At 40.8% G+C, this 12253-nt stretch carries 10 protein-coding genes; 7 read left to right on the forward strand and 3 right to left on the reverse strand.

Features of this window, described 5'->3' with window-relative positions; translation table 11 throughout:
• The first annotated feature begins 262 nt into the window (after positions 1-262).
• From FBQ94_RS01045 to FBQ94_RS01060, 4 genes are all read left to right on the forward strand, one after another.
• Positions 263-1549: an OmpP1/FadL family transporter gene (locus FBQ94_RS01045; RefSeq protein ID WP_007220364.1), complete on the forward strand. Its 1287-nt coding sequence runs from the start codon at positions 263-265 to the stop codon at positions 1547-1549.
• A gap of 347 nt (positions 1550-1896) precedes the next feature.
• Positions 1897-2133 (forward strand): carboxypeptidase-like regulatory domain-containing protein, encoded by a 237-nt coding sequence (locus FBQ94_RS01050; protein ID WP_007220363.1) that lies wholly within the window; start codon positions 1897-1899, stop codon positions 2131-2133.
• A 551-nt stretch (positions 2134-2684) separates the two neighbouring features.
• Positions 2685-3521 carry an NHL repeat-containing protein gene (locus FBQ94_RS01055; protein WP_040543195.1) on the forward strand — a complete coding sequence of 279 codons (837 nt, stop codon included), beginning with the start codon at positions 2685-2687 and terminating at the stop codon, positions 3519-3521.
• 22 nt (positions 3522-3543) lie between these two features.
• Entirely contained in the window at positions 3544-4563 is a 1020-nt protein-coding gene (locus tag FBQ94_RS01060) for a C13 family peptidase (protein ID WP_007220361.1), read from the forward strand.
• Between the two features lie 103 nt (positions 4564-4666).
• Here the strand turns inward: FBQ94_RS01060 and FBQ94_RS01065 are convergent, their stop codons facing one another.
• The 3 genes from FBQ94_RS01065 to FBQ94_RS01075 all read right to left on the reverse strand — a co-directional run bounded on the left by FBQ94_RS01065 (position 4667) and on the right by FBQ94_RS01075 (position 9121).
• Positions 4667-5971: an IS4 family transposase gene (locus FBQ94_RS01065; protein ID WP_007220360.1), complete on the reverse strand. Its 1305-nt coding sequence runs from the start codon at positions 5969-5971 to the stop codon at positions 4667-4669.
• Between the two features lie 224 nt (positions 5972-6195).
• Positions 6196-8397 (reverse strand): heavy metal translocating P-type ATPase, encoded by a 2202-nt coding sequence (locus tag FBQ94_RS01070; RefSeq protein WP_007220359.1) that lies wholly within the window; start codon positions 8395-8397, stop codon positions 6196-6198.
• A gap of 316 nt (positions 8398-8713) precedes the next feature.
• On the reverse strand, positions 8714-9121 hold the full coding sequence (locus FBQ94_RS01075; RefSeq protein ID WP_007220358.1) for a CBS domain-containing protein: 408 nt from the start codon (positions 9119-9121) through the stop codon (positions 8714-8716).
• A 199-nt stretch (positions 9122-9320) separates the two neighbouring features.
• On the opposite strand from FBQ94_RS01075, the gene hslV reads away from it, so the two are divergent.
• The 3 genes from hslV (at position 9321) to FBQ94_RS01090 (ending at position 11988) form a co-directional block, all read left to right on the forward strand.
• Positions 9321-9860 (forward strand): ATP-dependent protease subunit HslV, encoded by a 540-nt coding sequence (gene hslV, locus FBQ94_RS01080; RefSeq protein WP_007220357.1) that lies wholly within the window; start codon positions 9321-9323, stop codon positions 9858-9860.
• Positions 9860-11194 (forward strand): ATP-dependent protease ATPase subunit HslU, encoded by a 1335-nt coding sequence (gene hslU, locus FBQ94_RS01085; RefSeq protein ID WP_007220356.1) that lies wholly within the window; start codon positions 9860-9862, stop codon positions 11192-11194. The genes hslV and hslU overlap by 1 nt, the downstream gene beginning before the upstream one ends.
• Before the next feature lie 92 nt (positions 11195-11286).
• A complete protein-coding gene (locus tag FBQ94_RS01090; protein WP_007220355.1) occupies positions 11287-11988 on the forward strand; it encodes a gamma-glutamyl-gamma-aminobutyrate hydrolase family protein in 702 nt (233 codons plus the stop codon).
• Positions 11989-12253: the final 265 nt, after the last annotated feature.

Raw genomic sequence — 12253 nt, forward strand, 5'->3', positions numbered from 1 at the left:
GGATAGCAATTCTAAAGAGTTGTTCAGCCTAAGATTGAAAATTCATTACCTCCAGTGCGGAAACAATAGGTTGAGAGTTTTGAGGATTGGAAGTGATCATTTGCTAACATCGGGAGTAAAATCAAACTTGAATCGGTATTATAACTATTGGGTTCAGGTTACAAACCTGAACCCGCGGGAGTTATAAATCTGAACACACGGGAAGGTAAACCCGAACCTGCAATGCAAACTTGAATCCACTTAGAGGAAAGGAAGTGCAGATATGAGATTGAAATACTTTCTATTCATATTGATATTTATTCCCTTCTCCACGTTATTAACCAAAACCTCTTTTGCCCAGATTACCCCGCCTATTAATGCGACTCCCCTTCCTGTTGGGTCAGGCGCCAGAGCTTTAGGACAGGGCGGTGCTTTTATCGCAGTTGCTGATGATGCCACGGCGGCATCGTGGAATCCTGGCGGTTTGATACAACTAGAAAGACCAGAATTTTCCCTGGTTGGTTCATTTTTATATACGCAACAGGATTTTAATCCGGGAAACAGTGGGTTATTTTCACTGGGCAATGAAGATGTGTCTCGGGGTGATTTGAATTATCAGCAGAAATACGATTTTCATATGCAGATTGATTTTAATGAGATACTTGAGATTCCGGATCTCGAATTTATTGAGGATGTATCAACCGATTTTGAATCAAAGGGTGGCGTGGGCGCTCTGACACCTGCCATCGCTATACAAATACTACCAAAATTATCACTCGGTATAGCAGTAAATATCTATACCGATGAATTTTTTGACGATTTTGCCTGGAGGGAAACATTCCGACAGAAAAGGAATGGCACGTTTTTTGGCTCGCCTTTTAGCGGTTCTTTAGATGAAGAGGAGACATTTAAAAATTTTCAGGCAGTAAACGTAACAGCAGGTATGCTTCTGGATGTGTGGGAAAAAGAGGATAAGCTCCTTACCTTTGGCGCTGTTTTTCATTCCCCGTATACGGCAGATGTTGATCATGTACAAGACCGGGTGTCCAGTCTAACCGATGAATTTGGAACGCAAACAGAATCAACGCATTTTAGAGAACATTTGGAGATAGATTTTCCCATGTCCTTTGGCGCTGGCTTGGGCTTCCGGTACAATGATGCATTATCCTTTTCTATGGATGTGACGTGGACTGATTGGTCAAGCTTTCAGCAAGAGAACGATCGGGGAGAAAAAACCCGGCCTCTGGGCAATGTATCAACAGACAGAGGTATTGATGATACCTATGCAATACGGTGTGGCACAGAATATCTGATATTCAGACAAAAGATGATTATTCCCTTGCGTGGCGGAATTTTTTACGACCCCCGTCCATCCCTGGATGATCCTACAGACGTATATGGCTTTAGTGTGGGAAGCGGTGTTGCCTTCAAAAGATTCAGTATTGACGGTGCATACCAATTCCGATGGGCGAATGACGTAGAAGGGGAAGATTTTGGCAGAACCATTGAGGATACTCATTTTGACCTTAACGAGCACCTGTTTCTGGCATCTGTTATTGTGTATTTTTGATTTTTAAGAAGTAAATATTATTTAAACTCAAAAATATAAGAGAATTTCCCTCTCATAATAAGAGGGTTGGAGGTGTGTTACAAATTAACAAATACCTTATTCAACAATATTTAATTTCCTAAACGTCAAGGTATGGGGTATGAGCCCCACCTTCATTAAAAAGGGTAAGATTTTATAGGAGATAAAAGATGCGTTTGAGGGATGGGTGCGTGCGCTTTTCTGAGTTGATGATCGTATTCATTTTGTTATTTAGCATATCAATTTGCGGATGCACAAAAATTATTAATAATTGTTGCCAAGGTGGAAAAGAAGGGGGTAGAAACGGTCCATGGCCTTCAGGAAAATTTATGGGTACAGTAAAAAATCAATCTGGTGCAGGTATTCCCGGTGCACAAATGCTTTTTGAGGGACCTCAAACTCATACCAGGAATAGAAATAGCAACGGAGGTTATCAGACCCTTGATTTGATTCCAGGTACTTATAAAATAACTGTTACAGCTTTTGGTTATAAACCAAAAATAGAAGAGGGTGTGGAGTTACCTGCTACCACAGTAGTTAAAAACTATATATTGGAGCCACAGTAATTAGTAAAGTAGGTCGAGTTAACTGGAGCGGGTTCGAGTTTGTAATTTGAACCCACTTCAGCATGTAACATTTCCAATAAATTATTTCCTGTTTCTTATTCCTTATGTGATAAGCACTGAATCATACGTACATGTATACATAGGAAATTCGAAGTTTTTCATGATGCCGTTAACACACCCTAAACCCCCTCTCAAGAGGGAAGTATACAAGTTCCCTCTTGAGAGGGGATCTAGGGGTGGGTAAGAGGAGTAGGTAAAAAAGAAAAAGTCGTTGGGTTTTGTCTTTTAAAACCCACCCTAATCAAAATAACACCAATTCAACGATGATTTTCTCTTACTAATTTACCGTCAAGTAAGTTGGGTTTTGCTCAATCAGCTTTACTTGGCTACTAGTAGTATAAGATATTTTTGAATAGCGGTAGTTTTTCTTACGATTACAATATCGTATGTACTTGATAGATCTGATTATTTAGTCGTAATTTCCAGAAACAGATAAGATTTTATAACAGAAGTCCTGAACAATGCTTAACAAGAAAAGAGGGGAAAGCTATATGAAAAATATGATCAGGAAGCAACCGTTTAAGGTGTGTAATATGCTGTTTTTTTTTGCAACACTGATTTCGATTCTAATAGTGTCAGATCTTACTTATGCAGAACTAACACCAATAAAAGACTATTTACTACAAATCCCCATTCCCAAAGTTAAAAGAGTCGAGGGAATTGCCTGGGATGGAAAAAATCTTTTCGTGTTAGATGGTGAGAAAGAAAAAATCCATCGGATTAATCCTGATTCAGGTGAACTGGTACAATCACTTGTTTTGAAAAAGAAAAAACTAAAAGGCTTATCCTTTGACGAAAAAGAAAGAGCACTCTGGACTGCTGATGAAGGAAAAAAAACACTGATGTTGCTCGACCCTTCGAATGGAAAGACGTTAAAAACAATACCGATGAAAATTCCTGTAAGGTTTGATTCCATTGAGGGCATTGCATGGGATGGTGAATACCTCTGGCTTGCTATGTATGCTGGATTTTCAAGTTCATTCAACAAGATTAATCTTAAGACTGGAGAAATCGAAAGGAGTATGTTTGCTGATTGCTATCCACGGGGAATTGCGACGGATGGAAAGGAGCTCTGGAGCATTTGCTACAATATGAACAAATTTCCTTCAAAGATAGATAAGAGAAAAATGGACAAGGAAGATCATAAAATGTTACGTTCGCGTACATTCATCGAGGATATAGATAAAGATGCTGAACCGACAGGCCTTGTCTTCGATGGTAAACATCTCTGGTATGCAGACAGAATGTCAAAAAGGATTATCAGGGTTACGCCGACTATTATAAAACCTGTCAAACCGCCTGTTAAACCACCTGCTCCAATAAGGTAAACATTAAAAAGGGGAAAGTATCATGCAATCACATTTAAAGAAGTTGCAATATGCCTTTACTCTGTGTTTTATCTTTTCCGTAGGCTGCTTCACAGTTGAATCCAAATGTAAGCTTGTATCTGAAAACCCGTTAGCGCCAAAGCATGCTTATCGTTGTAATTGCTGTTCAGGTAACATAGCTGAACCCATTACAGAACCTGCTGTGGAATCCGTTACAGAGCCTATGCCAGAACTTACCCTTGAATCTGCGCCTGAACTGGCATCAATAACGAGTGAACTAGAATCGACTTATGAATTCGCAAATATATATGCAGTTTTAATCAGTGCTGGTGTAGCCCAAAAAGGTGTAATGCTTGCCTCCGAATATTGGGATGACCTTGTATTGCAATATAAGATGTTAATAATGAATGGATTTCCAGAAGAAAATATTTACGTTCTTTATGATAGAGGGCACGATTTTGATAGTGTATTTTGGCATTCAATTACAAATAGACCTGTAACCAAAAAGAATATTGGAGAAGTATTTGATGAATTAAGTGATTTAATAAAGGAAAATGATCTTTTATATGTATGGTGGATGGGACATGGGAGTAAATCAGATACTTGCAAATTGACCCTGCCTATTAGTGGTACGACCGAAGAGTTTACCGATGAAGAACTGAGCGAATGTATTAATCGTGTTTCTCATTATAAAAAACGAGCTATTGCTGTAATGACTTGCTACTCTGAAGGTATCATTGATAATATGGATGTTGAAGATAACAGAACCGTAACCCTTACTTCATCAGCATGTCAGGAAAATTCTTACAGTATTTATTCAGACTGTGATGACTTATTTCATGCAGAATTTAATTATGAACTAACAAACGCCCTGTGTCAGCAGGATCCGTGTGGTAGAAATGTCCCATCGGATGCAATCGGAAACGGTGACGGTCATATATCGTTATTGGAGGTGCATGAATATAATACAATGGCAATGATGGAATCAACGCCTCAGATGGGAGATCATGACAGGATAAGCTGTTCAACCCACTTGCAATAAATGCTCATAAATGGATTCAGGTTGCACACCAATGTCATTAAGATGCAATGGTGGATTCACTTCGTCCACGCCGGGTTCGGGTTTGTAACCCAATGTCATTAAGTTAAGAGATTGGTTTATAAGGAAAAGCGAAAATTTTTTTACGTGGTTGAACATTTCTTGGAAATTTTCTTCCCTTTCTTATAGCAGAATTGTTTTCAATAAATAATTTGTGGAGTTTTTTAATGAGAGACAAAATATGTTTTCTGAAGAAAAGTACAATACCACAATTTCTCATTTTTGCCAAAGCTTGTGTCCAGTTGATCTTGTAATCAAGTTCTTTTTCTTGAGCATCCATTTCGATATGGGAATGGACGGGAAAAGCCAGGATTGCCGTAATATTGCGCATAAAGATGTTTGCATGGAAATCCTGCAATACGGTTTCTACACTTTTTCCGCTAAAATTTTCAATCTCAATACGGCATTTTAAGACTTTGTAGTTTTCTTCAATCGGCCATCGTTGGAAATAAAGATCATGAAACAATTCATAGGGATAGAAATCTGAATCAGTCAGGGTGGTAATAAGTACTATGGGTTCTTGTGCACCCTCAAGATGAATACGAATAAGACGCAGTTGTATGGGCTTAAGGGATAAGCTAAGTTCCCGGCATTTCTCTTGAGAATCTGCGATTGGATCTAATTGGATATTCTGCTGAGATAGACCGGAGGTGAGAAATTGTTTTGCAATGTTCCATTTGCCAATGGACAATCTGGCACAAAAATGAATTCCTTTTTCCCTAAGGAAGCGGAACAACCAGTATGCTGGATATCCTCTGTCAAGGAGAATAAGGTCTTTAGGGGTCAAGTGTGCACAATGTCTTACTACGAAATCTCGTTCACCGATATGCAAAGAATCAATAAGTGCGTCTCTGGTAATATGGTTAAGAACGTCGAAACAGTGAGATACTCTGGCAAGTGCGCGTGGCTCTGCTTGCCGGACCGGTAATGTACCAAAGTATTCTTTACATGTGGAGTTTTGTGGAACTTTTACCGTACTGCCATCAATGGCTATAAGGTGAAAGCCATGCCATGTTTTGGGAGAATACGTATCGTAAAAATGTTTAGTGGTTTCATGGTTGAGCTCAATGAATGCTTGATGCTTGAGTTTGTGTCTTGCCTGGGATAATGCGCTTGCCGTAACCTTTCTCTGCGGAATATCGGTATGGTGAATCTGTTTGAAGAACATGGCCAGTTCATTTTGCAAGGAGGATTTAATAAGGTTTATCAAAAAGGTAAAGAGTATATGGAATGGCAGGGATCGTTTTCTGGTAAAATCAGCAAGGTTTTGTTTATGGCGGGAAATAAATTCTTGCGAGAGCAGTTTCTTTTTAAGAAACGTAATAGTTGCGGCACATAAATCGCGAACCACTTTTCATGCCATTTTCTAAGGTATTTGATACTTTTTCTGACATGTATTTGTCCTCCCGATAAAGTTTACGATCCTGGCAAATTGCATTTAATACACAACAATGATATCACATAGCTTATTGATAATCAAGATGATATGCTGTATTTTCACGTGTTTTTCTTAACTTAATGACATTGGGTTGCAAACCTGAACCCGCAAGGAGACTTTATAATAGGTATGTAATCCTATGTAAAGGAAATGCGTTTTAATAATAAGGAATTTGTTACTACCGATACCGATGAAAATGCCATTGCTAGCCCTGCATACTCAGGCTTCAGGCTTATACCAAAGAATGGGTACAGTACTCCGGCGGCGATGGGGATTCCGATGATGTTGTAAAAGAATGCCCAGAAAAGATTTTGCTTTATTTTGGTTAATGTCTGCCGCCCTAACTGAATAGCCCTTACAATATCCATCACGTCGTTTCTTACCAGGACAATATCACCAGTTTCCTTTGCGACATCCGTCCCCGCTCCTATGGCAATCCCTACATCGGCCTGCGCCAGCGCAGGGGCATCGTTAATGCCGTCTCCGACCATTCCAACCTGCATGCCGTCCTTTTGAAAGCCCTTCACAATCTCCATCTTTTCCGATGGTAATACCCTGGCCCGGTACTCCTCAATACCAACCTCTGACGCCACTGCTTTTGCCGCTTGCTCGCTATCGCCGGTTATCATAACGGTCTGTATGCTCATGTGCTTTAATAATCTCACCGCATCGTGTACATTCTGCTTTATCGTATCCATGAGACCCACAATACCCAAAAGCGCTTGATCATAAGCCACATAGATGAGCGACTTTCCATGAATCTCTAATTCTTTTGCCTTATCATCTACTTCGTCGGTTCTTATTTGATGCGAGGTCATAAGGCCTTTATTTCCAATGAATACATCCTTCCCGTTATATTTACCGGTAATGCCGGCTCCTGGCTCTTCCTGAAAATCCTGCACGGTATCCCATGCAACCCCCCTTTTCTTTGCCTCTTCTATAACCGATTGGGAAAGGGGGTGATTGGAAAAGGCACATCCGGCTGCTGCGATTGCAAGGAACTCAGTTTCATGAGCGGCTTTTGATGCGATAAGGTTCGTTACTGCAAAATGCCCCTCAGTAATTGTTCCTGTCTTGTCTAAGATTATGATATTGAGCTGCGCGATCTTTTCAAGTGCGCTGGCGCGTTTTATAAGGATAGAGCGGTTGAGACCTATGCCACTGCTGACCATAATGGCCGTTGGAGTGGCCAGTCCCATTGCACAGGGGCATGCGATTACCAATACGGCGATTGCTGTCTTTAATGCCCAGAGAAAATAGTGTTCTCCAATAAAATTATAGAAAAGAAAGTACCAGCACATAAATGTTACGAGAGAAAGTCCTATTACCACCGGTACGAATATGTTCGTTACCTTGTCTACAAATCGCTGGATGGGTGGTTTATCCATCTGGGCCTCTTCAACCATGTTAATAATCTGTGACAAGATGGTTTCTTCACCTACCCTCGTAGTCCTCACGATGAGGAATCCTGTCTTATTAATTGTTGCTCCCACTACCGTATCGCCTTTTTGTTTTACGACAGGCATTGATTCGCCTGTTACCATCGATTCGTCCACAGATGAGATACCCTGCGTAACTTCGCCATCTACAGGAATAATCTCTCCGGGCCTGACCGCTACCACATCACCCTTCTGAATGGCGGATGCATCCACCTCCAGCTCTTTCCCTTCCGGTGACAGTAATCGCGCCCTGCCCGCTTGTAGTCTCAGGAGCTTTTGCAGCGCCTGTCCTGCCCTTCCCCTTACCCGTTCTTCCATATATTTCCCGATACGAATAAAGGCGATTAGCATTACGGCTGTTTCAAAAAATGAGTGACCTGTCATACCAAAGATGCCATACAGGGCTAAAACACTATAGAGGTAAGCGGATAATACGCCTATGGAGACCAGCACATCCATATTGGCGGAGAGGTTTTTGATAGACTTATATGCGCTTATGAAAAAATCCATTCCTGGTCCAAGTATCGTTATGGTAGCAATGATCATCATGGTATAGGATATGTGCGTATGTGTTAAACCGGGGAAAGGTATATACATCAGGATCATAATAGCAATGGAAGCTACAATACTCAAGATAAGCCATCCCATTTGAATATATCGTGCTGAGGTTTGATCTAACTGGAACCGTTCTTTTGCAGGGTAACCGATATCTTTCGTTTGTTTAAAAATGTGGGCCTTGTTTATGATATCAGTATCATAGGTTACCATCCCTGTATTGCTGGAAAAATTAACCCTTATTGACTTAATCCCTTTAACATCTTTCAGCTTTCGCTCAATAGTTATGGCACAATTGGCGCAGTGCATACCGGTAATATCAAATTTTATAGTCTGTTCAGCCATTTTTCAGTTTATTCAGTGTTTTAAAAAAGTTGTCCAAGGCCTCATGTAATGTATAGGAATTGCAATTCTGTAAGGCAACCCTTTCGGGTTGCTATCCCGGTGCATATATTCTGGTGGGGGAGGCAAGGCTCAACAGGCTGTCCGAGAATTACTTTGAACACGAGATGCTATACTATATATTGACCGATTGTGTTAATATTAGACAATAAATAGTATATGTTTAAGGTCGCCAATGAATTCTCGGACAGCCTGTAAAGCCTTGCAAATAAGCCTAAATACCCAATTCCCTTACCATAAGGCAATGGCTCTTAATACCTTAATCGGCAAAAACCGTGACAAATTCAGGTTCCACAATGCTGCTGAGGATGTCACATCTTGATACGACTCCCACCAGAACATCGTTTCTTATAATAGGGATACGAATAATATTATGTTTTGTCATGAGGTCTATAATCTCATCGACTGAGGTATTTTCAGAAACGCATATAGGGTTTTTTGACATGATTTCCTCTGCCGTTACTTGTTCCAAAGCCTTCCCATTTTTTATGACCTTTAAAAGATCAAATTCACTGACTATCCCAATGACCTTTCCGTTATCGTCCACAACAGGTAAACCACTATACATACCCGATAATAATTTTACAGCCAGATCTCTGCCAATCGTTTTCTTTTTTGCTGCAGTAACAATTTTATTCATAATATCTTTGGCTGTCTTCTTTATCATGATATAACCTCCCTTAATTAGGTTTTTATTTACCTTCAGATTATTCCTTAACATGCGGAGAAATTTAAGTTTATTATACGCTTAATCCCTTGTTTGTCAAACAGTAAGAAATGAGAAAAGCCTTGCTAACTCCTAAGCAAATTGATAACATTTATGTTCATCATCTGAAATATTCTATACTAAAAAAGGGGCTCGTATTATGAAACCTACCATTATATCTACAACAATTTTAGCAGTTCGGAAGAATGGACATGTTGCTATTGGCGGCGATGGTCAGGTTACCATGAACGCTGCGGTAGTTAAAAAAGACGCGAAAAAGATTCGCAAGCTCTATCACGATAAGGTCATTGTTGGATTTGCCGGTTCATCAGCGGATGCTTTTGCCCTTATGGAAAGGTTTGATGCCAAGCTTGAACAGTACCAGGGGAATGTCCTGCGCAGCGCTCATGAACTGGCGAAAGAGTGGAGAACGGATAAAATTTTGAGGCGATTGGAGTCTCTGCTTGTTGTCGTAGATAAAAATTACTCCTTTTTAATATCTGGCGGCGGTGATGTAATCGAGCCAGATGATGGTATCATTGGTATCGGTTCTGGCGGCTCATACGCGATTGCAGCAGCCAGGGCATTGATAAAACACTCGTCGTTAACAGCAAAAGAGGTTGTGGAAGAATCCCTCAACATTGCAGCAGACATTTGTATCTATACCAATAAAAATATCAAGGTAGAGGAGATCAAGTAGTGGATAAACTGACACCCCGTAAGATCGTAGAAGCTCTTGATAAATATATTATCGGTCAGAAAAATGCCAAACGCGCGGTGGCAATTGCTATTCGTAACCGATGGCGCAGGCATCAACTTGCTGATGAATTACGAGAAGAGGTATTGCCGAAGAATATCATTATGATCGGTCCTACCGGTGTAGGGAAGACAGAGATTGCCAGACGCATGGCTGCCCTTGTCAAAGCCCCCTTTCTTAAAGTGGAGGCCTCAAAATATACTGAGGTTGGTTACCACGGACGGGACGTGGAGTCTATGATACGTGATATTACCGAGATCGGTGTGAATATGGTCAAGGCGGAAATGATACAAGGTGTCCAGGAAAAAGCAGAAAGGATGGCAGAGGAAAGGCTCCTCGATTTACTCTTGCCCCCTTTACCGAAAAATACCGAGCAGCCTGCTACTGAAGCTGAAGAACAGCGTCTCAGTACGCGGGAAAAATTCCGGAAAAAATTACAGGATGGTGAGCTTTCAAATCGTACCGTGGAATTAACTATTCACGAAAAACCCTATGTACTTCAGGGTTTTGTGGCAGGGGTAGAAGAGATAGGAATGGACTTCCAGAATATGCTGGAAAAAATGGTTCCTCCGCGCGCGCAAATGCGAAAGGTCTCCGTGCCCGAAGCAAGAAGGATCTTGATACAAGAGGAGGCTGAGAAGCTTATCGATAAGGAAAAGGTTATGCAGGAGGCAATCCGGAGAACCGAATTGTTTGGCATTATCTTTATTGATGAAATTGATAAGATTGCAGGACGTGAATCTACTCATGGTCCCGATGTGTCCCGGCAGGGTGTGCAAAGAGATTTATTGCCGATAGTAGACGGCACAACGGTAAACACGAGATACGGGATCGTTAAAACGGATCGCATTCTCTTTATTGCAGCAGGCGCATTTCATGTCTCCAAACCTTCAGATTTAATACCCGAACTTCAGGGACGTTTTCCCATTCGCGTGGAGTTAGAGGATCTCGGAAAAGAAGAATTTTTGCGTATCTTAACCGAACCAAAAAATGCCTTAATTAAACAATATAAGGCGCTTCTTGAGACGGAAGGAATTAAGATACGATTTGAAAATGATGCTGTTGAAGCTATTGCCAATATTGCTGTGCAGGTTAACAGGCGTACTCAGAATATTGGCGCGCGAAGATTACATACCGTTATGGAGAAACTGGTGGAAGATGCTTCTTTCGATGCGCCGGATATGAATGGCGCAGAGATTATTATTGATGCGAAGTACGTGGAGAATAAATTACAAGCCATAGCGAAAGACGAAGATTTGAGCCGGTATATTTTATAAAAGATATTTGAAACCGCAGGTTTCACAGATTACACAGATAAATAAAAAGTTTAAAAATAAAATCTTTTACCGGTGAAATATGGGGTTAAAATATGAAGCCAGTTATTGGTATAAATTGCGATTACGAAGAGGAAGGCAGGTTACCCTATTCTTTTTTGTATAGAGATTACAGTGAAGCCATCATTGGGGCTGGCGGAATCCCTTTCCTACTACCCGTAATTAAGGATAAACGCGATGTAGAGTCCTTTCTGGGAAGGATTGATGGCCTGCTTCTCACCGGTGGAAACGACGTTCCGTCCGAACGCTATGAGGAAAAAAGACATGCAAAAACTGTATGTGTCCATTCTGATAAAGATGCTTCCGATTTCGTTCTGTTACAAACAGCCCTTGAAATGAAAAAGCCTATTCTGGCTATATGTTATGGTGTTCAACTGGTAAATGTTGTCTTAGGTGGCTCTCTTATACAGGATATACCTTCAGAATATAAATCCTCAATCCTTCATAATGACCCGCACAACAAGAGTTATACTCACTCTGTAATGGTAGAGAAGGATTCTCTCCTTTACAGCATTATCGGATCAGGCTCTATTGAGACTAACAGCATACACCATCAGGCTATTAAAAGATTGGGTAATGGTTTAAAAGATGCAGCCCATGCTGTTGATAGTATTATAGAAGCTGTTGAATGGGCAGATGATTATCCATTCCTTTTAGGGGTTCAATGGCATCCTGAACGTATGATAGAAAATCCATGTCATGCATCCTTATTTCAAGCCCTTATTCATGCCTCATAGGGCAAGACTTTAGCCCATATGCATCAAGCTAAGGATTTCTGTGCCCATGAGCTTCATGTGTAACTCGTTCCCAAACTCTGTGTTTGGGAACGCAATTGCCTCGAAACTCTGTTTCGAGTAAGAATAGGTTTCAACCCTGTCCCTCCTGAGGAATCATCCGATCAGGTACTTCTGAATTCGGAAAACAGAGTTTTCCGTACAAGTATGTTCCCAAACTATGTTCTCATGTAAATGGGGAAGAGTTTGGGAACAAGCCAACAAGCAA

Origin of the sequence: Candidatus Jettenia sp. AMX1 (genome assembly GCF_030263775.1) — a bacterium.
In the GTDB taxonomy this organism is placed as follows: domain Bacteria; phylum Planctomycetota; class Brocadiia; order Brocadiales; family Brocadiaceae; genus Jettenia; species Jettenia caeni.

Excerpts from the sequence above, each read along its gene's own strand:
- FBQ94_RS01045 (WP_007220364.1), top strand. The coding sequence starts at position 263 with ATGAGATTGAAATACTTTCTATTCATATTGATATTTATTCCCTTCTCC.
- FBQ94_RS01050 (WP_007220363.1), top strand. The coding sequence starts at position 1,897 with ATGGGTACAGTAAAAAATCAATCTGGTGCAGGTATTCCCGGTGCACAA.
- FBQ94_RS01055 (WP_040543195.1), top strand. The coding sequence starts at position 2,685 with ATGAAAAATATGATCAGGAAGCAACCGTTTAAGGTGTGTAATATGCTG.
- FBQ94_RS01060 (WP_007220361.1), top strand. The coding sequence starts at position 3,544 with ATGCAATCACATTTAAAGAAGTTGCAATATGCCTTTACTCTGTGTTTT.
- FBQ94_RS01070 (WP_007220359.1), bottom strand. The coding sequence starts at position 8,397 with ATGGCTGAACAGACTATAAAATTTGATATTACCGGTATGCACTGCGCC.
- FBQ94_RS01075 (WP_007220358.1), bottom strand. The coding sequence starts at position 9,121 with ATGATAAAGAAGACAGCCAAAGATATTATGAATAAAATTGTTACTGCA.
- hslV (WP_007220357.1), top strand. The coding sequence starts at position 9,321 with ATGAAACCTACCATTATATCTACAACAATTTTAGCAGTTCGGAAGAAT.
- FBQ94_RS01090 (WP_007220355.1), top strand. The coding sequence starts at position 11,287 with ATGAAGCCAGTTATTGGTATAAATTGCGATTACGAAGAGGAAGGCAGG.